The 26,238-nt window shown below is 66.4% G+C and carries 24 protein-coding genes and 1 pseudogene; 3 read left to right on the top strand and 22 right to left on the bottom strand.

Annotated elements, in window-relative coordinates; translation table 11 throughout:
* The 14 genes from hutG to AC07PT_RS01555 all read right to left on the bottom strand — a co-directional run bounded on the left by hutG (nucleotide 1) and on the right by AC07PT_RS01555 (nucleotide 14,233).
* Entirely contained in the window at nucleotides 1-822 is an 822-nt protein-coding gene (gene hutG / locus AC07PT_RS01620; RefSeq protein ID WP_494655563.1) for an N-formylglutamate deformylase, read from the bottom strand.
* 24 nt (nucleotides 823-846) lie between these two features.
* Nucleotides 847-2,274: a formimidoylglutamate deiminase gene (locus tag AC07PT_RS01615; RefSeq protein ID WP_494655682.1), complete on the bottom strand. Its 1,428-nt coding sequence runs from the start codon at nucleotides 2,272-2,274 to the stop codon at nucleotides 847-849.
* An 8-nt stretch (nucleotides 2,275-2,282) separates the two neighbouring features.
* On the bottom strand, nucleotides 2,283-3,542 hold the full coding sequence (gene hutI / locus AC07PT_RS01610) for an imidazolonepropionase (protein WP_494655562.1): 1,260 nt from the start codon (nucleotides 3,540-3,542) through the stop codon (nucleotides 2,283-2,285).
* A gap of 2 nt (nucleotides 3,543-3,544) precedes the next feature.
* Nucleotides 3,545-4,141, bottom strand: a complete 597-nt coding sequence (locus AC07PT_RS01605) for a HutD/Ves family protein (protein ID WP_492345190.1) — start codon at nucleotides 4,139-4,141, stop codon at nucleotides 3,545-3,547.
* Between the two features lie 20 nt (nucleotides 4,142-4,161).
* Nucleotides 4,162-4,968, bottom strand: coding sequence for an amino acid ABC transporter ATP-binding protein (locus AC07PT_RS01600; RefSeq protein WP_494655561.1), 807 nt, complete (start codon nucleotides 4,966-4,968; stop codon nucleotides 4,162-4,164).
* Nucleotides 4,965-5,633 (bottom strand): amino acid ABC transporter permease, encoded by a 669-nt coding sequence (locus AC07PT_RS01595; RefSeq protein ID WP_492345188.1) that lies wholly within the window; start codon nucleotides 5,631-5,633, stop codon nucleotides 4,965-4,967. The genes AC07PT_RS01600 and AC07PT_RS01595 overlap by 4 nt, the downstream gene beginning before the upstream one ends.
* A 37-nt stretch (nucleotides 5,634-5,670) precedes the next feature.
* Entirely contained in the window at nucleotides 5,671-6,417 is a 747-nt protein-coding gene (locus tag AC07PT_RS01590) for a transporter substrate-binding domain-containing protein (protein WP_492345187.1), read from the bottom strand.
* Nucleotides 6,418-6,485: 68 nt separating this feature from the next.
* The gene (locus AC07PT_RS01585; RefSeq protein ID WP_494655560.1) at nucleotides 6,486-7,226 is read right to left on the bottom strand and encodes an IclR family transcriptional regulator; all 741 of its coding nucleotides are present in this window, start codon (nucleotides 7,224-7,226) and stop codon (nucleotides 6,486-6,488) included.
* Between the two features lie 126 nt (nucleotides 7,227-7,352).
* Entirely contained in the window at nucleotides 7,353-9,086 is a 1,734-nt protein-coding gene (hutU, locus tag AC07PT_RS01580) for a urocanate hydratase (RefSeq protein WP_494655559.1), read from the bottom strand.
* 48 nt (nucleotides 9,087-9,134) lie between these two features.
* Complete coding sequence (gene hutH, locus AC07PT_RS01575) at nucleotides 9,135-10,700, bottom strand: histidine ammonia-lyase (RefSeq protein WP_494655558.1); 1,566 nt, start codon at nucleotides 10,698-10,700, stop codon at nucleotides 9,135-9,137.
* Nucleotides 10,701-10,766: 66 nt separating this feature from the next.
* Nucleotides 10,767-11,597 (bottom strand): histidine utilization transcriptional repressor HutC, encoded by an 831-nt coding sequence (gene hutC, locus AC07PT_RS01570; protein WP_494655557.1) that lies wholly within the window; start codon nucleotides 11,595-11,597, stop codon nucleotides 10,767-10,769.
* Between the two features lie 42 nt (nucleotides 11,598-11,639).
* Nucleotides 11,640-12,419, bottom strand: coding sequence for an ABC transporter ATP-binding protein (locus AC07PT_RS01565; protein WP_019575348.1), 780 nt, complete (start codon nucleotides 12,417-12,419; stop codon nucleotides 11,640-11,642).
* The gene (locus AC07PT_RS01560) at nucleotides 12,416-13,264 is read right to left on the bottom strand and encodes an ABC transporter permease (RefSeq protein WP_494655556.1); all 849 of its coding nucleotides are present in this window, start codon (nucleotides 13,262-13,264) and stop codon (nucleotides 12,416-12,418) included. Before AC07PT_RS01560 ends, AC07PT_RS01565 begins: the two co-directional genes overlap by 4 nt.
* A gap of 3 nt (nucleotides 13,265-13,267) precedes the next feature.
* Complete coding sequence (locus tag AC07PT_RS01555) at nucleotides 13,268-14,233, bottom strand: ABC transporter substrate-binding protein (RefSeq protein ID WP_492345181.1); 966 nt, start codon at nucleotides 14,231-14,233, stop codon at nucleotides 13,268-13,270.
* Between the two features lie 530 nt (nucleotides 14,234-14,763).
* On the opposite strand from AC07PT_RS01555, the gene dsdA reads away from it, so the two are divergent.
* Nucleotides 14,764-16,155: a D-serine ammonia-lyase gene (dsdA, locus tag AC07PT_RS01550; protein ID WP_494655555.1), complete on the top strand. Its 1,392-nt coding sequence runs from the start codon at nucleotides 14,764-14,766 to the stop codon at nucleotides 16,153-16,155.
* Here dsdA and AC07PT_RS01545 read toward each other — a convergent pair.
* The 6 genes and pseudogenes from AC07PT_RS01545 to phaC all read right to left on the bottom strand — a co-directional run bounded on the left by AC07PT_RS01545 (nucleotide 16,099) and on the right by phaC (nucleotide 23,990).
* Nucleotides 16,099-16,839: an SOS response-associated peptidase gene (locus AC07PT_RS01545; RefSeq protein ID WP_494655554.1), complete on the bottom strand. Its 741-nt coding sequence runs from the start codon at nucleotides 16,837-16,839 to the stop codon at nucleotides 16,099-16,101. The two genes, dsdA and AC07PT_RS01545, sit on opposite strands and share 57 nt — an antisense overlap.
* Nucleotides 16,840-16,920: 81 nt before the next feature.
* On the bottom strand, nucleotides 16,921-18,288 hold the full coding sequence (locus tag AC07PT_RS01540; protein WP_494655553.1) for a dicarboxylate/amino acid:cation symporter: 1,368 nt from the start codon (nucleotides 18,286-18,288) through the stop codon (nucleotides 16,921-16,923).
* 413 nt (nucleotides 18,289-18,701) lie between these two features.
* A pseudogene (locus AC07PT_RS01535) lies at nucleotides 18,702-19,931 on the bottom strand (cation:proton antiporter domain-containing protein); the annotation flags it as partial.
* A 198-nt stretch (nucleotides 19,932-20,129) separates the two neighbouring features.
* The gene (gene phbB, locus AC07PT_RS01530) at nucleotides 20,130-20,867 is read right to left on the bottom strand and encodes an acetoacetyl-CoA reductase (protein WP_492345175.1); all 738 of its coding nucleotides are present in this window, start codon (nucleotides 20,865-20,867) and stop codon (nucleotides 20,130-20,132) included.
* 129 nt (nucleotides 20,868-20,996) lie between these two features.
* Entirely contained in the window at nucleotides 20,997-22,175 is a 1,179-nt protein-coding gene (locus AC07PT_RS01525) for an acetyl-CoA C-acetyltransferase (RefSeq protein WP_494655552.1), read from the bottom strand.
* Nucleotides 22,176-22,277: 102 nt separating this feature from the next.
* Complete coding sequence (phaC, locus tag AC07PT_RS01520) at nucleotides 22,278-23,990, bottom strand: class I poly(R)-hydroxyalkanoic acid synthase (protein ID WP_494655551.1); 1,713 nt, start codon at nucleotides 23,988-23,990, stop codon at nucleotides 22,278-22,280.
* A gap of 34 nt (nucleotides 23,991-24,024) precedes the next feature.
* On the opposite strand from phaC, the gene AC07PT_RS01515 reads away from it, so the two are divergent.
* A complete protein-coding gene (locus AC07PT_RS01515; RefSeq protein WP_494655550.1) occupies nucleotides 24,025-24,438 on the top strand; it encodes a hypothetical protein in 414 nt (137 codons plus the stop codon).
* Here AC07PT_RS01515 and pgeF read toward each other — a convergent pair.
* The gene (gene pgeF / locus AC07PT_RS01510; RefSeq protein ID WP_494655549.1) at nucleotides 24,355-25,209 is read right to left on the bottom strand and encodes a peptidoglycan editing factor PgeF; all 855 of its coding nucleotides are present in this window, start codon (nucleotides 25,207-25,209) and stop codon (nucleotides 24,355-24,357) included. The genes AC07PT_RS01515 and pgeF overlap by 84 nt on opposite strands.
* A 2-nt stretch (nucleotides 25,210-25,211) precedes the next feature.
* Nucleotides 25,212-25,850: a maleylacetoacetate isomerase gene (gene maiA, locus AC07PT_RS01505; protein WP_494655548.1), complete on the bottom strand. Its 639-nt coding sequence runs from the start codon at nucleotides 25,848-25,850 to the stop codon at nucleotides 25,212-25,214.
* 68 nt (nucleotides 25,851-25,918) lie between these two features.
* On the opposite strand from maiA, the gene AC07PT_RS01500 reads away from it, so the two are divergent.
* Nucleotides 25,919-26,227: an antibiotic biosynthesis monooxygenase family protein gene (locus tag AC07PT_RS01500; RefSeq protein ID WP_027475463.1), complete on the top strand. Its 309-nt coding sequence runs from the start codon at nucleotides 25,919-25,921 to the stop codon at nucleotides 26,225-26,227.
* The last annotated feature ends 11 nt before the right edge of the window (nucleotides 26,228-26,238 follow it).

Genomic DNA, 26,238 nt, shown 5'->3' with positions numbered 1-26,238 from the left:
TCAAGGCCCCTCGGCAAAGGCCAGCATGGCCTCGATCAGTTGCTGCACGGTGGGTTGGATGCGGGCGGCCACCCCGGGCAGGTAGTCAAAAGGCAAGGCCTCTTGCATGTAGCTGCACTGCGTCATCTCCAGTTGCACCGCATGGATGCGCTGGGCCGGCTGGCCGTAATGGCGGGTGATGTGCCCGCCCTTGAACCGCCCGTTGAGCACCGCGGTGTGCGCCGGCGCGGCCTGGGCGATCTCCAGCAAGCGCTGCGCCAGGGCCGGGTCGCAACTGGCACCATCCGCCGTGCCGAGGTTCAGGTCGGGCAGCTTGCCGTCGAAGAAGCGTGGCAGCACCGAACGGATCGAGTGCGCGTCCCACAACATGGCCACGCCATGCTGGGCCCGCAAACGCTGCAACTCGGCCTGCAAGCAGGCGTGGTAAGGCGCCCACACCGCTTCGCGTCGCTGTGCGATCTCGTCCTCGTCCGGGCCCCGACCGTCGGCGTACAAAGGGGTGTCGTCAAAGGTATCGACGGGACACAGCCCGGTCACGCTCTGGCCCGGGTACAGGCTGGCGCCGTCGGGTGGGCGGTTCAGGTCGATCACGTAGCGCGAATGGGTGGCCACCAGGATCGAGGCGCCCAGAGCGCGTGCAAAGCCATAGAGCTGCTCCAGGTGCCAGTCGGTGTCGGGCACCTGCCGGGCTTCGGCCGTCAGGCGCTGGGCCAGCGCGGGCGGCACGTAGGTCCCCACATGGGGCATGGAGATCAACAGCGGACGGTGTCCCTGGTGCAGGCGGAAGGCAGCCTGATCGGTGGTGAAAGTGGTCGCGGTCATGGGAGGGCCTCGGATAGGAGAAGGTCAGGTACTTTCAAGCAGTTCGCGGCGGGCCTGCACAAAGGCCCGGGCCGCCTCATCGTGCAAGGCGTGGCGTCCCGCCTGCACGCGGGGCACGCCGCCCACCCGCACCTCGGCCACGGCCGAGCTGCGGTGGCTGCCGAACACATGGGCCGAGAGCATGTCGGGCGCAGGCAGACCGGCCAGGGCCAGGTGCTGCGGGTCCAGCGCCACCCAGTCGGCTCGCTGCCCTGGTGCCAAGCCCGCCACGGGGCGGGCGCAGGCCTGGGCACCGCCCGCCACGGCCTGCAAGGTCATGGCCGTGGCCACGCCAGGCTGGCGGGCGCTGGCCAACACATTTCGCTCATGCCGCTGCAGGCGCTGGCCATACTCCAGCAGCATCAGCTCTTCGGCCGCATTCACGCAGGCATGGCTGTCAGACCCCACGCCCCAGGCACCGCCGGCATCGCGCCACAGGGGCAGGTCAAACAGGCCGTCGCCCAGGTTGGCCTCGGTACTGGGGCACAGGCCGGCCACCGCGCCGCTGGCGGCCGCGGCGCGGTATTCGGCCTCGGTCATGTGGGTGGCGTGCACCAGGCACCAGCGCCGGTCCACCGGTGCATGCTCCAGCAGCCATTCGACCGGACGCCGCGCGCTCCAGGCCAGGCAATCGTCCACCTCGCGCGTCTGCTCGGCGATGTGGATGTGGATGGGGGCCTCGGGGTCGAGGGCCGTCAGGCCCGCCACAGCTTCGCGCAGGCTGTCGGGTGGCACAGCACGCAGCGAGTGCGGCGCCAGACCGAGCCGGGTACCGTGGCCGTGCAGGCCCTGCTGGATCTCGCCCTGCAGCGTGTCCAGCAGGCTCAGCAGGTTGTCGGTGCTGCGCAGAAAGCGCCGCTGCCCGCCGTGCGGCGCCTGCCCGCCAAAGCCGCCGGTCTGGTACAGCACGGGCAGCAGCGTCATGCCCATGCCGGTGCGCTGCGCCGCCCGCAACAGGCAACGCGCCAAGGTGGCATCGTCGGCATAGGGTTGGCCGTCGGACTGGTGGTGCACGTAGTGGAACTCGCACACCGAGGTGTAGCCGGCCTCCAGCATCTCCAGGTACAGCCAGGTGGCGATGGCCTCCAGCCGCTCGGGTGTCAGGCTGCCGGCAAAGCGGTACATCAGGGTGCGCCAGCTCCAGAAACTGTCGGCCTCGCCGCCCTGCCCCGGGCTGCTGCGCTGCTCGGTGAGGCCGGCAAAGCCGCGCTGGAAGGCATGTGAATGGAGATTGGGCAGGCCCGGGATCACGGGGCCTGTGGCCAGGGCCACCCCAACGGGTGCCTGCGCGCCCACCGGCACCCCCGCCTGCACGTGCGTCAGCACGCCGGCTGCATCCCACTGCAGCAGCACGTCGCGGGCCCAACCATCAGGCAGCAGGGCGTGGGGTGCAAACAAGGTGTTGGTGCGCATGTCGGTGCTCATGTCGAAGATCTCACGTCCGCTTCGGAACAGGTCTGGGTGATGCGCCCCTGGCGCACCACCGTGGGCTGGGCTCGCTGGCCCAGCCAGTAGGCCAGTTCGGCCACCTCGCCCACAGGCCACAGCACCCAGTTGGCAGGCCGCCCCGGGCCGAGGACACCATGGGTGTCCTGCAGGCCAAGTGCCTGGGCGGCGTGGCGGGTGACCCCGGCCAGGGCCTCGGGTACGGTCAGGCGGAACAGGGTGCAGGCCATGTTGACCATCAGCAGCAGGCTCAGGGCTGGCGAGGTGCCCGGGTTGTGGTCGGTGGACACCGCCATGGGCACACCGGCCTCACGCAAGGCCTGGATGGGCGGCCGTTGGGTATCGCGCAAGGTGTAGAAGGCCCCCGGCAGCAACACGGCCACCGTGCCCGCGCGGCGCATGGCCGCAATGCCCTCGGCCGACAGGTGCTCGATGTGGTCGCACGACAGCGCACCGTAGCGCGCCGCCAGCGCCGCGCCGCCCATGTCGGACAGTTGCTCGGCGTGCAGCTTCACCGGCAGGCCCAGGGCTTGGGCAGCCTGAAACACCTGCTCGGTCTCGGCCAGCGAGAACGCGATGCGCTCGCAGAACACGTCCACCGCATCCACCAGGCCCTCGGCTGCCAGCGCCGGCAGCATCTCGCGACAAACCAGATCGATGTAATCGGCGCTGCGCCCCGCGTACTCGGGCGGAAGGGCATGGGCGCCCAAAAAGGTGGTGCGCACCGTGATGCCGTGAAGCTCGCCCAGGCGCCGCGCCACCCGCAACTGCTTGCGCTCGTGCGCCAGGCTCAGGCCATAGCCCGACTTGATCTCGATGGCACAGACGCCCTCGGCGAGCAGGCTCTGCAGTCGGACGCTGGCGCTGGCCAGCAGTTCGTCTTCGCTGGCCTCGCGGGTGGCCCGCACGCTGGAGACAATGCCCCCGCCCGCGCGTGCCACCTCTTCGTAGCTGGCCCCGGCCAGCCGCAAGGCGAATTCAGGGGCACGCTGCCCGCCATACACCAGGTGGGTGTGGCAGTCGATCAGGCCGGGCGTGAGCCAATGGCCCCGGCCATCGTGCCTGGGGGTGCCGGGCGGCAGCACGGCATCGGCCAGGCGCCCGACCCAGGCAATCTGCCCCCCTTGCACCAGCAAGGCGTCACTGTCGGGCGGGCCATCGGCCGTCAGCGCACCGGGCGCGACCCGCAGGTTGAACCACAAACCCTCGGCACTGGCGTGCGTGGAACCCAGCATCTTCAGACCTCCTGTATCAACACCACGATCAGTGCGGCCTGCGGCCCATCGGCCGTCAGCCGCCAGGGGCCGAAGCGCCCTGCCCCGGCCTGCCACCACAGGCCCTGGTCGGGCGCCAGCGCCACGGTTTCAGCGCCACACAGCTGCCAGGCCCCCTGCAGACTCATCAACAAGCCGGCTGGCGCCGACGGCAGGGCCTGCCCCACATCACCACGCAGTACCGTGACCGAGGCCCGGCAGCGCTCGCGCCGCGTCATCACGTTGAAGTCATCGCAAGGGCCGCCCAGCAGGCGGCTGTCGATGGCCGCTTCGCCCGCAAAGGCAAAGGGCTGCCACGGTGTGGACAGGCGGTGCGCCACCGCGCCATCGCCAGAGGCCAGGTGCACGCCGGCGCCTTCGAGCAGCGTGATCACGCGGTCCACCCCGGTGAAACTGGAGAACGGACCATCGCTGGCGATGTGGGCAATGCTCACCCGCCAGTCAAAAGCGTCCAGGCCCGCGCCCGGGGGCTGGCAGACGATCTCGCGGGTCAACCCGCCGCCGTTCTTCCAGGGCATGGCCTCGAGGGCTCGGCGGTCGAAGAAGTGCAGGTCTGGCATCTCGGATCTGGCCTCCAGGCTCACGAACGGCTCAGCACGGCCTGCAGAAATTGCCGGGTGCGCTCCTGGCGCGGGGCGCCGAACACGGTGGCCGGGTCGCCGGCCTCGACGATGCCGCCGCCGTCCATGACCACCACCACATCGGCCACCTCGCGGGCAAAACCCATCTCGTGGGTGACCACCATCATGGTCATGCCCTCGCTGGCCAGCAGCTTCATGACCTGCAGCACCTCGCCCACCAGCTCGGGGTCGAGGGCCGAAGTGGGTTCGTCGAACAGCATCACCTTGGGTCGCATGGCCAGGGCCCGGGCAATGGCCACGCGCTGTTTCTGGCCGCCTGACAGGCTGGCGGGCATGGCATCGGCCTTGGCCGACAGGCCCACCTTCTGCAACAGCTCACGAGCCTCGGCTTCGGCCTGGGCGGCACTCAGGCCCCGCAGCATGCGCGGGCCCAGGGTGACGTTGCCCAGCACCGACAGGTGCGGGAACAGGTTGAACGACTGGAACACCATGCCCACCTCGGTGCGCAAGGCGTTCAGCTCGCGCTCGCCCAGCATCTGGCCGTCACGCACCAGGGTGTGGCCCACGATCTCGACACTGCCCTGCTCGGGCTGCTCCAGCCCGTTGCAGCAGCGCAAGAAGGTGCTCTTGCCCGAGCCGCTGGGCCCGATCACCACCACCACCTGCGAGGGCTGAACCTCGAAGTCGATGCCTTTCAGCACCACATGATCGCCGTAACGCTTGCCCAGGCCACGGATGCGCACGATGGGTCCGGCCGCTTGCGCCGCCTGCGCCGCGGGCGGCGTCTGTTTCAGGGTCGGGCTCATTGCACCATGCCTCCGGCGCGCAGGCGCTGTTCGATGTGCCGCAGGGCCAGGGTGGTCAGGCCCGTGAGCACGAAATACACCGCCGCGATCGCGAGGTACACCTCAAGCGAGCGGTACGACACGCTGATGATCTTCTGGCCCTCGTGCATCACGTCGTGGATGGTCAGCAGCGACACCAGGGCCGAGTTCTTGATCAAGGCAATGAACTCATTGCCCAGCGGTGGGATCATGCGCACCACGGCCTGCGGCAGGATCACGCTGCGCATGGCCTGCCCGTAAGACATGCCCATGGAGCGCGCGGCCTCCATCTGTCCGCGGTCCACCGACTGGATGGCCCCGCGCACGATCTCCGACACATAAGCGCCCGAGTAAATGCCCATGCCCAGCACGCCGCACACAAAGGCCGGCAGCAGCAGCCCGAAATGCGGCAAGCCGAAGAACAGGATGAACAGTTGCACCAGCAGCGGTGTGCCGCGGATCAGCGCGACATACGCCGTGCAAAGGCCGTAGACCAGCGGGTTGCCGCGCCGCAGGCGGCCCATGCCGGCCAGCAGGCCGAGCACACAGCCCAGCAGCAGGGCACAGGCGGTGATCTGCACCGTGACGGCGGCGCCGTTGAGCAGATCGCGCCAGCCCGCCCAGACGGGTGAAAAATCGAAGTCCATGGGGTGGAGTGCCTTCAGTCAGGGGGCGCTCAAGCCGTCATTTGCCAGCCGGGAACCACTTGGCCACCAGGCGCGCATGGCTGCCGTCGGCCTTGAGCTTGGCCAGCGCGGCATTGACGGCGCGGGTCAGCTCGGGCGTGTCCTTGCGCAAGGCCATGCCGTACTCCTCGGTGGTGAGCTGGGGCTCCAGCACCTGCAGGCCCGGGCGGGTGCGCATGTACTGGAAAGCGGCGGGCTTGCCGGTCACCAGCGCATCGGCGCGACCGATGTCCACCAGGTTGAACATCTCCTGGTTCTTCTCGACTTCGACCAGTTGCACTTGGGGGAAAGCCTGCTTCACAAAAGCCACCGACTTGGTGCCCACCTGCACCGATACCTTCTTGCCATTCAGGTCGATCGGAGCCTTCATGGCGCTGCCGGCCTTGACCATGGTGACCAGACCACCGGCAAAGTAGGGCTCGGTGAAGTCGACCACCTTCTTGCGCTCGTCAGTGATGTAGATGGCCGACACGGCCATGTCGAAACGCTTGGAAATCAGGCCCGGAATCAGGCCCTTGAAGTCGATGTCCACCCATTCGACTTTCTTGCCCATGGCGGCGCCCACGGCCTCCACCAACTCGACATCAAAGCCGGTGCGCTTGCCGTTGTCGGTGTATTCCATGGGCGGGAAGGTGGCATCGGTGGCCACGTGCAGCACATCGGTCTGGGCGCTGGCAGCGCCGTGCAGGCCAGCCAAGCTGCTGAAGGCCAGGGCGGCGAGGATGAGTTGGCGACGGAAGTTCATGGGGAGGTCCTGTCAGGTTGGAGGGAAACAGCGGGGGGGGGGGAAAGGAATCACAACAAGGCGTCGGGTCACGGGCCCTGCAGCGCGCGGGCAATGCGTGCCGCGGTGACCAGGGTCATGTGCACAAAGGCCGCCTCGCGGCCATCGATACGCAAGGTCGGTGCCATCAGCGTGATGGCACCCTGCAACTGGCGCTGGCCATCGAGCAGGGGCGCGCTGACGCCCCAGACACCGGCATCCACCTCGCCGGCCGTGATGGCATGGCCACGCTCACGGATGGCTGCCAACTCGTGGCGTCGGGTTTCGCGCTCGGTGGCATCGAGCGCCAGCCGCTCCAGGACCGCATCGCGTTGGGCCTCGGGCAGATGGGCCAGCAGGCACTTGGCGCTGGCACCGTCACGCAAGGGCACACTGCGCCCCTTGTCGAAGGAGCAACGCAGCGACTGCACGCTGTCCACCATCTCCAGGCACACCGCCCGTTCGTTGAGCACCGCGACCAGGGCCACGCTCTCGCTGCTGAGGCGGGCCAGGGCCTGCAGGTCGGCCCGTGCGCACTGCACCAGGCGCGAGTTGGCATCGAAGCCGCTGGCCAGCTCGACACTGGCGGGGCCCGGGCCATAGCGGCCATCGACCTCCATGACAAAACCCCAGCGCCGCAAGGTGGCAATCTGGCGGTACAGCGTGCTCTTGGCCAGCCCTGTGGCGGCACTCAGCTCCAGCGCACTCAGTGGTTCGCGGTGCTGCGCCAGCACCGACAGCACCTGCAGGGTGCGGTCGGTGGCGGGGGGGGTGTCAGATCCGGCGGTCATGGGAATGAGGTGAGCGCTGAAGCGTTGCTTGGCTTGCAGTATCTGGCGTCAGGGCAGACCCGCCAAGACCCCATTCCCACCTGCTGGGAATGGGGGGCGGCTTTTGAGATTCCAGCCTTCCCGCCCTCAGTCCCTGAGCATGGGCAGGTTCAGGCCGTTTCGGCGCGCGCAGGCCTGGGCACTTTCGTAGCCGGCGTCGGCATGGCGCATCACCCCGGTGGCCGGGTCGTTCCAGAGCACGCGGGCCAGGCGCTGGTCGGCCGCCTCGCTGCCATCGGCCACGATGACCACGCCCGAATGCTGCGAATACCCCATGCCCACCCCCCCGCCGTGGTGCAGGCTGACCCAGGTGGCGCCGCCGGCTGTGTTGAGCAGGGCATTCAGCAGGGGCCAATCGCTGACGGCGTCGGTGCCGTCCTTCATGCTCTCGGTTTCGCGGTTGGGGCTGGCCACCGAACCGGTGTCCAGGTGGTCGCGGCCGATCACGATGGGCGCCTTGAGCTCGCCCGTGCGCACCATCTCGTTGAAGGCCAGCGCCGCCTTGTGGCGCTCGCCCAGCCCCAGCCAGCAGATGCGCGCCGGCAGGCCCTGGAAGCTGATGCGCTCGCGGGCCATGTCGAGCCAGCGGTGCACATGGGTGTTCTCGGGGAACAGCGCCTTGATCTTGGCGTCGGTCTTGTAGATGTCCTCCGGGTCGCCCGACAGGGCCACCCAGCGGAAGGGGCCCTTGCCCTCGCAGAACAGGGGGCGGATGTAGGCCGGCACAAAGCCGGGGAAATCGAAGGCGTTCTTCACCCCTTCATCGAACGCCACCTGGCGGATGTTGTTGCCGTAGTCGACCACCGGCACACCCAGGGCCTGGAAATCGAGCATGGCCTGCACGTGGCGGGCACACGATTGGGCCGCGGCCTTTTTCAGGGTCGCATGCTGGGCCGGGTCCTGCTGGGCGGCACGCCATTGCGCCACGCTCCAGCCGGCCGGCAGGTAGCCATTGACCAGATCGTGGGCCGAGGTCTGATCGGTCACCAGCCCGGGCTTGAGGCCACCGGCCTGGGCCCGGCGCACCAGCTCAGGCAGCACCTCGGCCGCATTGCCCAGCAGGCCGATGGACACCGCCTCACCCGCAGCCGTGTACTGGGCGATCAGCGCCAGGGCGTGGTCCAGGTCACGCGCCTGTTGGTCAAGGTATCGGGTGCGCAGGCGGAAGTCGATGCTGGCCTGCTGGCATTCGATGTTCAGCGACACCGCACCCGCAAAGGTGGCGGCCAGGGGCTGGGCGCCCCCCATGCCGCCCAGGCCGGCGGTGACGATCCACTGGCCCTTGAGGCTGCCGCCATGGTGTTGGCGACCGGCCTCGGCAAAGGTCTCGTAAGTGCCCTGCACGATGCCCTGGGTGCCGATGTAGATCCAACTGCCCGCGGTCATCTGGCCGTACATGAACAGGCCCTTGCGGTCGAGTTCGCTGAAGTGCTCCCAGTGGGCCCACTTGGGCACCAGGTTGGAGTTGGCCAGCAGCACGCGGGGGGCGTTCTCGTGGGTCTTGAACACGCCCACGGGCTTGCCCGACTGGATCAGCAGGCTTTCATCGTCGTTGAGCTGGCGCAGGCTCTCCAGGATGGCGTCGTAGCAGGCCCAGTCGCGGGCCGCCCGGCCGATGCCGCCATAGACCACCAGGTCTTGCGGGCGCTCGGCCACCTCGGCGTCGAGGTTGTTCTGGATCATGCGATAAGCCGCTTCGGTGAGCCAGCTCTTGCAGCTTTTCTCGGCGCCGCGCGGGGCGCGGATCACGCGGCTCGGGTCGTGGCGGGGATCGGTGGCCGGGGCCGTGGCGGCGGCGATGAGGTGGTCATTGGCGTTCATGGTCAACACTCCTGGTAAGACGGTGGACGAAAAATGGAAGGCGTCAGGTCAAAGCCCGGCAGCCGCTGCGCTGGGCCAGACGGCCTTCAGGCAGGCCGGCCAATCGGTCTGGCGAGCCCACAGGCGCATGGCTTCGATGTCGGGGGCCAAAAAGCGGTCCTGCTCCAGGAAGGCCACGCGCTGGCGGATGCCGGCCATCAGGCCCTCCACGGCTGGCGAACTCTTCAAGGGGCGCTGGAAATCCAGGCCCTGGGCGGCGGCCATGGCCTCGATGCCCACCACCACGGCGGTGTTGGTCACCATGTCGGCCAGGCGGCGGGCACCAAATGTGGCCATGGAGACGTGGTCTTCCTGGTTGGCCGAGGTGGGCAGACTGTCGACGCTGGCTGGATGGGCCAGCGATTTGTTCTCGGAGGCCAGCGCCGCGGCCGTGACCTGGGCAATCATGAAACCCGAATTGACGCCGCTGTCGCGGATCAGAAAAGCCGGCAGGCCCGACAACCCGGTGTCCAACAACAAGGCCATGCGGCGCTCCGAAATGGCACCGATCTCGGACACCGCCAGGGCGATGATGTCGGCGGCAAAGGCCACCGGCTCGGCGTGGAAATTGCCGCCCGAGATCACATCGCCGTTGTCAAACACCAGTGGATTGTCCGAGGCCGCATTGGCCTCGGTCTGCAGCACACGGGCTGCGTGCTGGAGGTTGTCCAGGCAGGCGCCCATCACCTGGGGCACGCAGCGGATCGAATACGGGTCTTGCACACGGCCGCAGTGCTCGTGCGAATGAACAATGTCGCTGCCCTCCAGCAACTCACGCAGCGCAGCGGCCACGGCGATCTGGCCGGGCTGCCCCCGGGCGGCATGGATGCGCGCATCCAGCGGTTTGACCGAGCCCTTGATGGCCTCCAGCGACAAGGCCCCGGCCGCCAGCCCGGCGGCCAGCACCTCTTCGGCGCCGAACAGGCCGGCCAGTGCCAGCGCAGTGGACACCTGGGTGCCGTTGAGCAGGGCCAACCCCTCCTTGGGGCCCAGCACAAAGGGCTGCAAGCCGATGCGCGCCAGGGCCTGGGCGCCGCCCAGGCGCCCCCCCTCGGGCAGCATCACCTCGCCCTCGCCGATCAGCACACAGGCCAAATGGGCCAGAGGGGCCAGATCGCCCGAAGCCCCGACCGAACCCTTGGCCGGGATCACCGGCAGCAGATCGGCATTGGCCAGCGCCAGCAAGGCGTCCACCAGTTCGGGCCGCACCCCCGAGTGGCCGCGCGCCAGGCTGACCGCCTTGGAGGCCAGCACCATGCGCACCACCGGGGCGGGCAGCGAATCGCCCGTGCCCACGCTGTGCGACAGCACCAGGTTGCGCTGCAGCTCGGCCAGGCGCTCATGGGCAATGCGGGTGCTGGCCAGCTTGCCGAAGCCGGTGTTGATGCCATACACCACCTGGTCTTCATCAACGATGCGCTGCACGCAGCACTGGGCCGCCAGCAGGCCGGCGTGCGCCGATGCATGCAGGCGCAGGTTCAGGCCGCCGGAGGCAATGCGGCGCCACTGGGCCAGGCTCACCTGACCGGGCTCCAGCAGCAATTCGGGGGCGGTAGCGATGGGGTTCGATGTCATGTTGACCATCCTGTCTATACAAGTTGTCTGAAACGAAAACAAGGCCGTCCAAAAAGCGTGGCCGGCTCAGCCGAAGACGGGGTTGCCGTCGGCCTTGAAACGACTGCCCAGGCGGTAGCGTGAGGCCGGGTGCAGGCAGCGCACCACCGTCACCGGCACACCACGGGTCCAGGTGCGCCGGGTCAGCAGCAGGCAGGGCTGGGTGGGCACCATGGCCAGGCGGTCGGCCTGCTCGAGGGTGGGCAGCACGGCATCCACCACGTGCTCGACCTGGTCGAAAGGCACGTTGCGCACCAGGTACTCGGAGGGCTGCTGCAGGCTGAAGTCCTGCGCGCCAAAGTCGGGCACCACCCGGGGGTTGACGTAACGGTCTTCCAGTTGCACCGGCACGCCGTCTTCCAGGTGCACGCACACCGAGTGAAAGGCCGAATCGCCCAGGCGGAGGTCAAGCGCGGCGGCCACCTCCAGCGAAGCGGAGATGCGCTCCACCACCAGCACCTCGCAGCGGTAGTCATGACCCCGCTGGCGGATCTCGCTGGCCAGGTTGGCGATCTGCAACAAGGTGGACTGGGGCTTTTCCTCGGCCACGAAGCTGCCCACACCGGCCACCCGCACCACCCTGCCCTGCTCGGTCAGCTCGCGCAGGGCCCGGTTGACGGTCATGCGCGAGATGCCGAACTGCGCCACCAGCTCGTGCTCGGACGGCAGGCGGTGCCCCGGCGGCCAGGAGCCGTCCTGGATCTTGCGCGAGATGTGGTCCTTGATCTGCTGGTAAAGCGCGAGCGCCGGCGGCAGCGAAGAGGTGGCGGCGGTCAGCGGCACAGCGCTGGCCGAGGCCACCGCGGTGGCGGGCAGATGGGATGAGGCCTTGCGGCGACTGGCGGGCGTGGGTGACATGGGGCGCTATCGTAGTGGGCGCGGGACAGTGGGCGTCGAACCTCAGTGCTCGGCCGCAGCCATGGATTCCGCCCGGATCTCTTCAGTCAGGCGGGCCTTGAGGGCCATGAACTCGGGGCTGGTCTTGATCGTGTAGTGGCGCGGGTGTGGGAAATCCACCGCCAGCTCGGTCTTGATGCGCCCGGGGCGGGCACTGAACACCGCCACCCGGTTGGCCATGAAGATGGCCTCGTCGATGTCGTGGGTGACAAACAGCACGGTCTTGCGCGAGGCCTCCCAGATGCCCAGCAGCAGTTCCTGCATCAGCACCCGGGTCTGGTTGTCGAGGGCGCCGAAGGGCTCGTCGAGCAACAGGATCTTGGGGTCGTTGGCCAGGGCGCGGGCAATCGCCGTGCGCTGCTGCATGCCGCCCGAGAGCTGCTTGGGAAAGTGCTGCTCGAAGCCACGCAAGCCCACGCGGGCAATGAAGAAATCGGCACGCTCTTTCTGAGCAGCCTCGCTCATGCCGCGCTCGCGCAGGCCGAAGCGCACGTTCTGCTCGATGGTCAGCCAGGGGAACAGCGTGTAGCTCTGGAACACCATGCCGCGGTCGGCGCCCGGGCCCTGCACGGGCTGGCCGTCCAGCAGCACGCGGCCGGTGCTGGGGTGGTCCAGGCCGGCCACGATGCGCAGCAAGGTGCTCTTGCCGCAACCCGAGGGGCCCAGGATGGTGACGAAGTCGTTGTCGCGCACCTCGAAATCGACCGGCAGCAAGGCCTGGGTGCGCTGGCCGCGGCTGGACTCGAAGACGCGCGAGACGCCCTGGATGGACAACTGGCTCATTTGAAGAAGCTCCACACGAACAGGCGCCGGTTCAGGGCCTTGAAAGCAAAGTCGGACACCAGGCCGATCAGCCCGATGACGATGATGCCGAAGATGATCTGCCCAGTGTTCAGCAAGGCCTGGCTGTCGGTGATCATGTGCCCGATGCCCGACGAGGAGCCGATCAGCTCGGCCACGATGACATAGGTCCAGGCCCAGCCCAGCACCAGGCGCAGGGTTTCGGCGATCTCGGGGGCCGCACCAGGGATCAGCACGCGGCGCACGATGCCGCGGCCATTGGCGCCCAGGGTGTAGGCCGCCTCGACCAGGTCCTTGCGGGCCCCGCCGACAATCACGGCCACCATCAGCACGATCTGGAAGAACGAGCCGATGAAGATCACCAGCACCTTCTGCAACTCGCCGATGCCGGCCCACAGGATCAGCAGCGGGATGAAGGCCGAGGCCGGCAGGTAGCGGCAGAACGAGACAAAGGGCTCGAAGAAGGCCTCAACCCCCTTGTAGGCGCCCATGGCGATGCCCAGGGGCACGGCGATGACAGCCGCCAGCACAAAGCCGCCCAGCACGCGCCACACCGTCATGCCGATGTCCTTGTGAAAGCCGTACTCGGTGAAGAGCAGCCAGGCCTCTTGTGCCATCGTGACGGGGCTGGCCAGAAAGGTGGGCGAGACCAAGCCGCCCAGCGTGAAGCCGGCCCAGACCAACACGAACACCACAAAGAAACCCAGGCCCAGCAGCCAGCGCGCACGCAGGCTGACGGGTTCGAGCGGCGCCCAGGGGCTGCGCCGGCGGGGCGCCGCGGCCACAGGGCTGGCCAGGGCGGAAGGCATGGCTTGCGAACGGCTCATGGCTTACTTGATGAAGCTGGCGTCGAAGGTGACGGCGAGGTTTTCCGGTGCCTTGCGGATGATGCCGGCCTCCAGCAGGATGGTGGTGGCGTCCTTCATGAAGCTGGTCAACTCACCCGCGAAGAACTTCTGATTGGCGGCCTTGTCCTGCCAGCGCAGGTAGGCCGACGACTTGGCAAACTGCTCACCGGTCTGCTTGACGGCCGAGCCCATGATGTCATTGGACTTGGCCGGATCGTTCTTGATCATTTCCAGCGCGGCAAAGTACGAGTCCGTCAGCGCCTGGGCGGCCTTGGGGTTGGCCTTGAGCCAGGCGGGGTCGCAGCCCACGGTGTCCATCACCATCGGGTAATCGAGCGTGGTGGCCAGGATCTTGCCGGCGGTGGGGTTGGAGCGCACGGTCGAGAGGTAAGGCTCGTAGGTCATGGCCGCATCGTTCTGGCCCGCCACAAAGGCCTGCGCCGCCGCCTGGGGCGCCAACGTGGTGACCTTGACGTCTTTGAGGCTCATGCCGTTCTTGCTGAGCATCCAGGCCAGGCCGAAATACGGCGCGGTGCCCGGGGCATCGACGCCGACGGTCTTGCCCTTGAGGTCCGCAAAGCCCTTGACGTCATTGCGCACGGCCAGGCCATCGGCACCATAGGACTTGTCCATCTGGAAGATCTGCACGATGGGCACGCCGTTGGCGTTCCAGGCCACATGGGTCTCGACGGTGGTGGCCGCGCATTGGATGGCCTTGGAGGCCAGGGCCAGGTGCCGGTCTTTCTGAGGGATCATCTTGAGATCAACCTCCAGGCCATGCTGCTTGAAGATCCCGGCCTTGTCCGCCAGGGTCAGGGGTGCAAAGCCTGTCCAGCCCGACATGCCCAGGGCGATCTTGGTTTCCTGCGCCTGCACCGGCGCCGCCAGCCCTGCCACCAGCCCTGCAGCGCCCACCAACGACGCCAGCTTGAACATTGAACGACCCATTTTTGATGCTCCTGTAAGGATTGAAACCCCGTTTGCACAAGGCGCCCCTGGCGCCGCGCCAAGTGCCCGGACCATCCGGGCACCCATCCTGTCTATACAACAAGGCAGATCACATGAACGCAAACGCCCACCGGCCTGCGCCGTGCGCGCTTGCCGCAGTGTCCCTCACCAAGTCAGTGCACCTCATCGGGATTTGCACCAATATGCTGTCTATACAGGTTTTGATAACCGAGGCTGGCAACTCAGTGCAAACAGCATGCCAGGTGCTCACCCAAGGCCCCGCCCCCGGACAACGCCCTGCCCTGGTGCCCGGCCATGCACCTTGACGGGTTGCAGCGGGCGCAAAGCCCCGCCCAGCGCGGCCGGGCCCAAGGTCACCGTTTCGGGTCAGGCCGCCCCAGGCTGGTGCTGCTTGCATCGCAAGGCCAGCGGGTGAAGAATGCCGGGTTTGAAACCGATTTCTCCCCACCGGGCCGCTGTTGCGGCGCGGCTTTTCAGGCAGGGCCACCCCGCGTGGCCGGCGCCCCTTCATGACTTTGCCAGCTTCCCCCGCGACCTTGGAGGGCCAGATCCGTCAGGCCCGGCCCACCCTGTGGCTCAACCCCGAGCTGTCCAAGCCCTCCCCCTGCAGCCCCCCCTCCGATGGCCCGGACGGCCCGATCGGATGGACCCTGGCCGACACCCGGGCCGCCGCCGCGCGCCTGCAACGCTTTGCCGGGCTGTTGGCCGATCTGTTTCCGGAGCTGCGGGCCAGCAAGGGCGCGATCGAATCGGCGCTGTTGCCGGCCCCCCGGCTTCAGGGCGCCCTGGGCCTGGGAGCTGAACAGGGGGCTTTGTGGGTCAAGACCGACCACAACCTGCCGGTGGCGGGGTCGATCAAAGCCCGCGGTGGCTTTCATGAGGTGCTTCAACAGGCCGAAGCCCTGGCGCTGCAGGCCGGTCTGATCGACGCCGGCAGCGATTACCGGGTGTTGGGCCAAAGTGCGGCACGCGCGCTGTTCGCCCAACACCAGGTGGCCGTGGGCAGCACCGGCAACCTGGGCCTGAGCATCGGTGTGATGGCTTCGGCCTTGGGTTTCAAGGCGGTGGTGCACATGTCGGCCGATGCCAAGGCCTGGAAGAAAGAGCGCCTGCGCCAGCGCGGCGTCGAGGTGGTGGAGCACCTGGGCGACTATGAAAAGGCCGTGGCCGCCGGCCGGGCCCAGGCCGCCGGCAACCCGCTGTGCCATTTTGTGGATGATGAACGCTCGGCGTCACTGTTGCTGGGCTACAGCGCTGCCGCCCTGCACCTGCGCGACCAACTGCAGCAGCAGGGGCGGCAGGTCGACGCCGAACACCCCCTGTTTGTCTACCTGCCCTGTGGTGTGGGCGGTGCACCGGCGGGCATCGCCTTCGGGCTGCGCGAGCTGATGGGTGCGCATGTGCATTGTTTCTTTGCCGAGCCGGTGCAATCGCCCTGCTTTCTGCTGCAGATGATGGCCGCACCGGATGCCCACCCCTCGGTGTACGACCACGGCCTGAGCAACCAGACCGAGGCCGACGGACTGGCCGTGCCCCGGGCTTCATTGCTGGCGGCGGGCCTGATGCGCCCGCGCCTGTCGGGGGTGTTCACGGTGGCCGATGCCACCTTGTTCGAGCACCTGGTGCTGGCCCTGGACCACGCCGATCTGCGCATCGAGCCTTCGGCGGCCGCGGGCTTCAGCGGGCCTGGGCGATTGCTGGGCTCACCGGCGGGTCAGGCCTGGCTGGACCAACGCGGGCTGAGGCCCCACCTGCCCCAGGCCACGCACATCGTCTGGACCACCGGTGGGCAGTTGCTGCCTGAAATGGACTACAGCCGATGTGTGCAACGCGGCCGGCTGAGCTTAGGTCAGGGGCAGTTGCAGGCTGAGCGTCTCGTCGGTGTCGCCCAGCCCGCCTGAAGGGGTCAAGGGTACGGATGGGGCGGAGGGCTCGCTGGCCTCATCCACGCACAGGACATCGGCGGCGCAGGCCTGGATCCAGGCAGCCGCGTCTGCCACCGGGGCCTGCAACCAGCGGTGCAGGGCCTGAGGGGGCAGCACCACCACCATGCGCTTTTCCTCATCGGGCTTGTGGAACTGACGCATGAAAGGGTGCTGATCGGCATTCACCGTCAGCAGGCTGAAACTGCGCAGCACCTCGCCAGAGGGGCTGCGCCAGCCTGTCCAGACCCCCGCCAGGGCCAGAGGCTGCCCATCACGGCGCCGGATGCGGGTGGGCACGCCCCGCCCACTGCGCCAGTCGGGCTCGTAGATCGCCTCGGCGGGCACCACGCACCGGCGCCCCAGGCGCCAGGCATCGCGAAAGCTGGGCTTGCTGGCCACCGTCTCGCTGCGCGCGTTGTAGGTATGGCGGCCCACAGCCTCGTCACGCGCCCAATGGGGAACCAGGCCAAAGCGCCCGATCAGGGCCTCGGCCGCAACCCGGTCTGCCGGCAGCCCGGCGGCAGGCACGGGTTGCGGGTGGCGGATGAAAGCGGCCGGGTAACTGGGCCAGACATCATCGCGCCCGCCGTCGGGTGGCGCCAGGCCGAAACCCCGCTGCCAGGCGGCCGGGTCACGCAAGGATTGGTAGTGGGCACACATGGTGGGGATGCTAATGGAGGCGCGGCGCCCACAAAAAAACCAGCCCGCAGGCTGGTCTTTCAGGCAGGCGACTGCAGACGCTCAATGTGCGCCGAATTTTTCCTGTTTCTGATCGAGCAGCACCTCGGGGGCATCGGCCTCTTGCCAGGTCTCGTTGTTGAGGCCCGCCTGCAGGCGCTTCATGTCCAGATCGCCGGTCCAGCGTGCCACCACCAGGGTGGCCACACCGTTGCCCACCAGGTTGGTCAGGGCCCGGGCCTCGGACATGAAGCGGTCGATGCCCAGGATCAGCGCCAGGCCCGCCACCGGCACGTGGCCCACCGCCGACAGGGTGGCCGCCAGCACGATGAAGCCGCTGCCAGTCACGCCGGCAGCGCCCTTGGAGGTCAACAGCAGCACGGCCAGCAAGGTCAGTTGCTGCACCAGGGTCATGGGCGTGTCGGTGGCTTGTGCAATGAAAACGGCGGCCATGGTGAGGTAGATCGAGGTGCCGTCCAGGTTGAACGAGTACCCGGTGGGAATGACCAGCCCGACGACCGACTTGCGGGCACCGAGGTTCTCCATCTTCTCCATCATGCGCGGCAACACCGACTCGGACGAGGAGGTGCCCAGCACGATCAACAGCTCTTCCTTGATGTACTTGACGAACTTCCAGACGCTGAAACCGTGCACACGGGCGATGGTGCCCAGCACCACGAAGACGAAGATCAGGCAGGTCAGGTAGAACGAGCCCATCAGCTTGCCCAGGCTGAACAGCGAACCGACGCCATACTTGCCGATGGTGAAAGCCATGGCACCGAAGGCACCGATGGGGGCCACCTTCATGATGATGCCCACGATGTCGAACAGCACGTGCGAGGTCTTCTCGATGAAGTCGAACACCAGGGTGCCGCGCCCGCCGAACTTGTGCAGGGCAAAACCGAACAGCACCGCGAACAGCAGCACCTGCAGGATCTCGCCCTTGGCAAACGCATCCACCACCGAGTTGGGGATCACGTTGAGCAGAAAATCAACCGTGCCCTGCATCTTGCCCGGGCCGGTGTAGGCTGCAATGCCCTTGGTGTCGAGGGTACTTGGATCGACGTGCATGCCCTCGCCCGGCGCCAGAACGTTCACGATGACCAGGCCCACCACCAGCGCCAGGGAACTGACGATCTCGAAATACATCAGTGCCAGGCCACCGGTCTTGCCGACCTTCTTCATGTCTTCCATGCCGGCAATGCCCACCACCACCGTGCAGAAGATGATGGGGGCGATGATCATCTTGATCAGCTTGATGAAGCCATCGCCCAGAGGCTTCATGTCGGCCCCCAGGCCAGGGTTGAAATGCCCCAGCAAGACCCCGATGGTCACAGCCAACAGCACCTGCACATAGAGGGACTTGTACAGCGGCCGCTTGGCGGGGCGGGCAGCGGGGCTGGATTGAGGCGTTTTTTGGTTTGAATTCATTTGGATGAAGCCCGGAACGGACCGGACCCTGCTCGAAAGTGGGCGCGATTGTATAGCCCATGAAACGTGTCAGCATTGTGGAATTCCACAACAGACCCGACCTTGTCACCCAGGTGCAAAACAAAGACACAAAAGCTCTCAGGGGTAAGCATCTACTCACAAAGCCCCGGCAGCCCGGCGTTGAGCAAGCGCTCAAGCCCTCAACCAACCACCCTGGCCAACCTGGGCCAGGGCGATCACGCGGGGCATCACAGCGCACACGCAAAACCCCTCTCAGGTATTTGGGAAACCCGACTCGAATGCAGGTTCAACGGGGTGAGACATGGAAACACGGGACCCTTGCTTTGCCTTGCTGGATCGGCATGCCACTCTCGATTGAGCCGGCGCAGGCAAAGGAATGCCTAGCTTGCCGACTCCAGCCGGCGCGCCAGGGCTGAATGGCGGCACAGCCAGGTGCACAAGGGTCCGGAGGCGCCGAACAGCAAGGGGTTCAAGGCGATCGAGATCAAGGCCCCCGCCACCACCAGGCTCTGCCCCTCTGCGGGCAGCAGACCCAAGGTGCGCCCCAGGCCCACCAGGATGAACGAGAACTCGCCGATCTGCGCCAGGCTGGCCGCGATGCGCAAGGCCGTGCTCAAGGACTGGCCCAGGGCCACCACCAACAAGGCCGCTGCCACCGTCTTGCCCAGCATGATCACCAGCACCACCCCCAGCACCTGAAGCGGGCGATCCAGCAGCACCTGGGGATCGAACAACATGCCCACCGACACAAAGAACAGCACGGCAAAGGCATCGCGCAAGGGCAGGGATTCTTCCGCCGCCTGGTGGCTGAACTCGGACTCCCGCATCACCATGCCAGCAAAAAAAGCGCCCAACGCAAACGACACGCCAAACAAAGCGGCCGAGGCATAGGCAATGCTGACGGCGCCCGCCACCACGCACAGCGTGAAGAGCTCGCGCGAACCGGTTCGATGCACCTGCTTGAGCAGCCAGGGGAACAGCCGGCGCCCCAGCACCAGCATCACCGCCACAAACGCACCGACGCGCAACAGCGTGAGCCCCAGCGTGCCCAGCAGCGACGCACTGCCCGCGGCCGCGTGGGCGGGGTCAGACGCCCCCAGCACACCTGCCAGAGGGGGAAGCAGCACCAGCACCAGCACCATCGCCAGGTCTTCCACGACCAGCCAGCCAATGGCCACCCGGCCGGTGAAAGAATCCGTCAACCCAAACGATTCCAGCGCCCGCAACAACACCACCGTGCTGGCCACAGACAAGGCCAGCCCCAGCATCAGGGCCGGCCCCAGCGCCCATCCCCAGGCCCAGGCCAGACCCATGCCCATGAGGGTGGCCACCGTCATCTGAACCACCGCCCCCGGCAGCGCGAGGCGGCGCACCGCCATCAGGTCAGCAAAGGAGAAATGCATGCCCACGCCGAACATCAGCAACATGATCCCGATCTCGGCCAACTGCGAGGCAATTTCAGCGTCAGCCACGAAGCCCGGGGTGAAGGGCCCCACGATCATGCCCGTGACCAGGTAGCCCACCAGGGCAGGCAGGCGCAGGCGCACGGCGACGAAGCCGAGGATCAGGGACAGGCCCAGGCCCACGGCAATCGTGCTGATCAGGGAAACGCTGTGGGGCATGGGCAGAAGGTCCTCATTGGGGTGATGGCGGTCAGGATGCCGCTGTGGCAAACGCCCTGGCAGCACTGTAAACAGGCTGTAAAGCCTCCCAGTCGGAATCGATCATCACCCCATGGTTCCCGCTCGTCGGCCTAATTGACCAAAAAAGACGAAAAAAAACCCCGCCAGAGGCGGGGTCGACTGAAAACAAGGCTTGCTTCAGCCCATGTGCAGGCCACCGTTGACCGAGAAGTCGGCGCCGGTGGAATAGCCACCTTCGTCCGACGCCAGCCAGGCGATGATGGAAGCGATTTCGCTGGGCTCGCCAAGGCGCTTGACGGGGATGGTGCCAACGATCTTGTCGAGCACATCCGGGCGGATCGCCTTGACCATGTCGGTGCCGATGTAGCCCGGGCTCACGGTGTTCACCGTCACGCCCTTGTTGGCCAGTTCCTGGGCCAGGGCCATGGTGAAGCCGTGCATGCCGGCCTTGGCAGCCGAGTAGTTGGTCTGGCCGGCCTGGCCCTTCTCGCCGTTGACCGACGAGATGTTGACGATGCGGCCCCAGCCTTTTTCAACCATGTCGCCCACCACCTGCTTGGTGACGTTGAACATGCTGTTGAGGTTGGTTTCGATCACGGCATCCCAGTCCTCGCGGGTCATCTTGAGGAACATGCGATCGCGGGTGATGCCGGCGTTGTTCACCAACACGTCGATCGAGCCATGCTCGGCCTTGGCCTTGCCAAAGGCTTCGACGGTGGAATCCCAATCACCCACATTGCCCACCGAGGCGTAGAAGGTGTAGCCCAGAGCCTTCTGCTCGGCCAGCCACTTGCTGAAGTCGCGGGTCGGGCCGCAGCCAGCGATGACCTTGAAACCTTCTTTGTGCAGGCGCTGGCAGATGGCGGTTCCGATGCCACCCATGCCACCGGTGACGTATGCTACTTTTTGACTCATGAATCGCTCCTGATTATGTTTTTGCTATGTAACTAATAGCTATTGCGCCTGTTGTGGAGCGCTGCCGCAGCAGCCCCTCCTATTTGTCGGACCAGCAGGCCCGACCTGTTTGCCATTTTGAATGGCAAATCAACGCTCAATGGTTAGGGCAACTCCCATGCCACCACCGATGCACAGGGAGGCGATGCCCTTCTTGGCATCACGTCGTTGCATCTCATGCAGAAGTGTCACCAAAATGCGGCAGCCCGACGCACCAATCGGGTGCCCCAGAGCGATCGCACCCCCGTTGACGTTCACCTTGCTGGTGTCCCAGCCCATTTCCTGGTTGACGGCGCAGGCCTGGGCTGCGAAGGCTTCGTTGATTTCGAGCAGGTCCAGTTCCGAAGCCGCCCAACCGGCACGCTGCAAGGCCTTGGTGGAGGCCGGCACCGGGCCCATGCCCATGTAGGCCGGGTCCAGACCCGAGGTCGCAAAGCTGGCGATGCGGCCCAAGGGTTTGAGACCCAGGCTGGCGGCGCGCTTGGCGCTCATCACCATCACGGCGGCCGCGCCGTCATTGAGGCCGGAGGCATTGCCGGCGGTCACGCTGCCAGCCTTGTCGAAAGCTGGGCGCAGGCCCGCCAGTGCGTCGGCATTGGTCTTGCGGTTGATGAATTCGTCGGTATCGAACACCAGCGGATCGCCCTTCTTCTGGGGGATGGTCACCGGAACGATTTCGTCCTTGAAGCGGCCGGCCTCCTGGGCGGCCGCAGCCTTCTGCTGCGAGGCCAGGGCCAGCGCATCCTGCTGCTCGCGGGTGACGCCGTATTTCTTGGCGACGTTCTCGGCGGTGATGCCCATGTGGTACTGGTTGTAGACGTCCCACAGGCCGTCAACGATCATGGTGTCGACCATCTTCCAGTCGCCCATGCGCTGGCCGTCACGCGAGCCGGGCAGCACGTGGGGCGACAGGCTCATGTTCTCCTGACCGCCGGCGATCACGATGTCGCTGTCGCCCGAGGCCACTGCCTGGGCCGCCAGCATCACGGACTTGAGGCCCGAGCCGCACACGGCATTGATCGTGAGGCCTGGCGTGCCTTTGTCGAAACCGGCCTTGATGACGGCCTGGCGCGCCGGGTTCTGACCGACGCCGGCTGCCAGCACCTGGCCCAGAATCACTTCGCCCACCTGATCGGCAGACAGGCCGCTGCGGGCCAGGACGTCGCGGATCACCAAGGCGCCCAGATCCGTGGCCGGGATCTTGGCCAGCGAGCCACCAAACTTGCCGATGGCCGTGCGGGCGGCCGAAACGATGACGATGTCTTCCATGTGTGCTCCAGAGTGTGTTGCTCAAAAAATCAGTGTGTTCGGCACCCAGTATGTCTCGCCCGGGACAGGGAAAAATGAAAACGTACCTGGGTGTTTCCCGAATCAGGCCTTCTGCTTGACGTAACGGCCCGGGGCCGGTTCGATCGCCTTGTACTTGGCGCCCTTGCCATAGCTCTTGGGGGCCGGGATCAGCTTGCCGGCGTGGCCTGCCAGCCATTCGGTCCAGTCGGTCCACCAACTGCCCGCATGCTCCTGCGCACCGGCCAGCCATTCGGCGTGCGTGGCCGGCAGCTTGCCATCGGAGCGGATCCAGTGGCTGCGCTTTTTCTTGGCTGGCGGGTTGATCACGCCGGCGATGTGGCCCGAGGCCCCCATCACGAAGCGCTTCTTGCCCGGCAGGTGGCGGGTCGAGGCATAGGCCCCCGTGATGGGCACGATGTGGTCTTCGCGCGAGCCATACAGGTAAACCGGAATGTCGACCTTGCCCAGGTCAACAGGCACGCCGCAGACCACGGCCTTGCCCGGCTTGACCAGGTTGTTCTCGAAATAGGTGTTGCGCAGGTACCAGGCGTAAAACGGCCCGGGCAGGTTGGTGGAGTCGCTGTTCCAGTACAGCAGATCGAAGGCCGGCGGGGTTTCGCCCTTGAGGTAGTTGCCGACCACGTAGTTCCAGACCAGGTCGTTGGGGCGCAGAAAACTGAAGGTCGAGGCCAGTTCCTGCCCTTTCAGCAGCCCGCCCTGACCCATCTGCATTTCGCGGAACTTGACGAAGGCATCGTCAATGAACAGGTCGAGGATGCCGGTGTCCGAGAAATCGAGGAAGGTGGTCAGGAAGGTGGCCGACTCGACCGGCTTTTCACCGCGCTGCGCCAGCACCGCCAAGGCTGTGCCCAGAATGGTGCCCCCCACGCAGAAGCCCAGCGCGTTGAGCGTCTTGGCGTCGGTGATGTCCTGCACGGTGTGGATGGCCTTGATGGCGGCATCCTCGATGTAGTCATCCCAGGTTTTCTGGCCCATGCTGTCATCGGGGTTGCGCCAGCTGACCACAAAGGTGCGGTGCCCTTCGGCCACCAGGTGGCGGATCAGCGAATTTTCGGGCTGCAGATCAAGGATGTAGAACTTGTTGATGCAAGGTGGGATGAGCAGGAAGGGGCGCTCGTGGATCTTGGCCGTCAGTGGCTTGTATTCGATCAGCTGGAACAGTTCGTTCTCGAACACCACCGCCCCCTCGGTGGTGGCCACATTGCGGCCCACCTCAAACAGGCTTTCGTCGGTCTGGCTCATGTGACCCTGCTGCAGATCGTGCATCAGGTTCTGCAGGCCCTTGGCGATGCTCTCGCCCTGGGTTTCCAGGGCCTTCTTCTGGGCCTCGGCATTGAAGGCCAGGAAGTTGCTTGGCGCCGAGGCAGCGGCCCATTGCTCGACGGCAAAACGGATTCGGGCCCGGGTCTTGTCGTCGGCCTGGACGGCGTCGGCCAGACCGGCCAGGCTGCGGCTGTTGAGCAGGTAGACCGCGGCCGTGAAGCTGGCCACCGGGTTGCCGCCCCAGGCCTCACCCGCAAAACGCCGGTCACGGGCCTCAGGGGTACCCGACAGACTGGCATTCCACAAATCGGTGGCGTCTTTCACATACTGCTGCTGCAAGGCCTGCAGTTTCTCAGCATCAAAGCTGATCTGGGGCATGGGTGCGGCAGCGGCCGTGGGCAACGATGGGATGCCCAGTTGCTGGAACGCCTGCAGGGCCTTGCCCCAGCCCTCGCTCAGCATGTGTTGAAATTGCTGGGCGCTTTGACCCCACTGTGCTTCAGAATTCATGTTGTCTCCTCATGAACTGTCCGTTGAAAATTGATTGGGGTTGATCCGGATTCTTGCAGACTCTGCAACTCGATCACGTCTTTATATCAACATGTACCTCGTTCTTATCGCCTGGATGTATGTCGCGGTCATGATGGCCGTGGCAGAAGCCACCAACACAACAGGAACATTGCTGGGCGCATTGGTCACCTTTGTACTCTATGGCTTGCTGCCGATGTCGATCGTGCTGTATCTGATGGGGGCACCAGCAAGACGAAAGGCAGCCAAGAAACGAGAAGCGGCAGATGCCGCGCAGGCCATGGCGGCATCACCGCTCGCCGATCCGATTGATCCGACGAACGTTGCAGCGAGCACGGAAGCCCGCTCAGACGAGCCAGATGCAGGCGGCCATGCGCCCGGTTCCGCCGAACCGCTGGCTGTCGCGCCGGTGCGAGAAAAAGCTCGCTGACTGGGTGTACGTGCACCATGCCCTTGTGCCATCGTTCCCATACACGGCACTGACACCCACGGCGCGCAGACGCAGCCGGGCCAGGCCCGCCAGATCGGCCAGCCAATGACCTGGCCGCTTTGCCACCGGCTGGAACAGCGACAGGGCCTCGGGCTGGGCACTGCCGAAAACCTGACGCACCTCGTCACCCACCTCGAAGGCCGCAGGGCCGATGCAGGGCCCCAGCCAGACCAGCAGGTCTGAAGCCATCACCGGAAGCGACGGCGGCCGGGCCTGGACAAAAGCCTCGACGGCCGACTCCAGGATGCCCCTCCCCTGCACCCCCGCCAGGCCCCGCCAGCCCGCATGGAAAGCCCCCACGCGCTGCCCTGAGCGGTCGGTGATCAACACGGGCAGGCAGTCGGCCACCATCATGGCCAAGGCCTGATCTGGGCGGGCAGTGATGGATCCGTCCGCAGCCTGGCCTTGCAAGGGCTGGCTGACGGGACAGGCGTCCACGTCCAGCACATCGCAGCCGTGCACCTGGTTCAAAAATACCAACTCGCCACCGCCGCGCTCGCGCACTGCGCTCTGCAGAAGTGCCCGGTTCTGGGCCACATGTTCAGCCCGGTCGCCCACGTGGGCGCCCAGGTTGAGGGCATCCCATGGGGCGTCGCTGGTCCCACCGAGGCGGGTGGTGAACAAGGCCCGCACCGAAGGCGGTACCGGCCAATCAGGCTCGAACCAGGAGACCGAGGCCGCGGTCAACGCTGAGGCGGGCGGCTGCGCCATGCTCAGGCCTCGGCGTCCGGGCACTGCGAAGGTTGCGCCCGCTGGAAGGGCTCCAGGGCCATGCAGGAGTCGAAAACGGCCATGGTGCGATCCAGGCCCTCGAAGTTCACCTTGAAACGCTGGCCATTGAAGATCTGTGGCACCAGGCAGCAATCGGCCAGGCCCGGGGTGTCGCCGTGGCAGAAGCGCCCGGTGCCCGCCTGGGCGAGCTGGCGTTCGAAGGCCTCCAGGCCCTGGCGCACCCAATGGCGGTACCAGGCGTTCTTGGCGTCTTCATCGACTTGCAGCTCATGCGACAGGTACCTGAGCACGCGCAGATTGTTGATGGGATGGATCTCGCAGGCAATGGTCTGTGCCAGGGCACGCACCCGGGCCCGACCCAGCGCATCCGCCGGCAGCAGGGGCGGCTCGGGGTGGGTTTCGTCCAGGTATTCGATGATGGCCATCGACTGGGTCAGGTGGGCGCCGTCGACCTCCAGCATGGGCACCAGCGGGTCACCCACCAGGCTGGCGTAGGCCGGGGCCCGGTGTTCGCCTTTGACCAGGTGCACGGCCTGGTAGTCGTAAGGCAGGCCCTTGAGCTGCAAGGCAATGCGCACGCGAAACGAGGCAGAGGATCGGAAATAGTTGAAGAGCTTCATGAGCGCAAGGATAAAGGCAGACGGTAGACTCCGGGGCATCATTGACCGAGCCACGAAAGAGACGCCTCATGATTCTCGAACTTGCCGACATTCGCATTCAACCCGGCCAGCAGGCCGCCTTCGAGGAGGCCATCGAGCGTGGCCTGCGCACCGTGATCAGCCAGGCCAAGGGCTTTCAAGGCTTCACCGTGAACCACGGCATTGAATCGCCCGAACGCTATGTGCTGCAGATTTTCTGGGCCACCCTGGAGGACCACACCGAGGGCTTCCGTGGGTCGCCCCTGTTTGCCCAATGGCGAGCCATTGTGGGCCCCTTCTTTGCGGCGCCGCCGGTGGTGGAGCATTTCGAGCTGGTGACCCATTCCGACGGCAACTGAAGCCCCTTGCC

Source organism: Curvibacter sp. GW821-FHT09D12, assembly GCF_059416245.1.
Note: the sequence above shows the minus strand (reverse complement) of the source record. Positions and strands in the feature narration are given on the sequence as shown.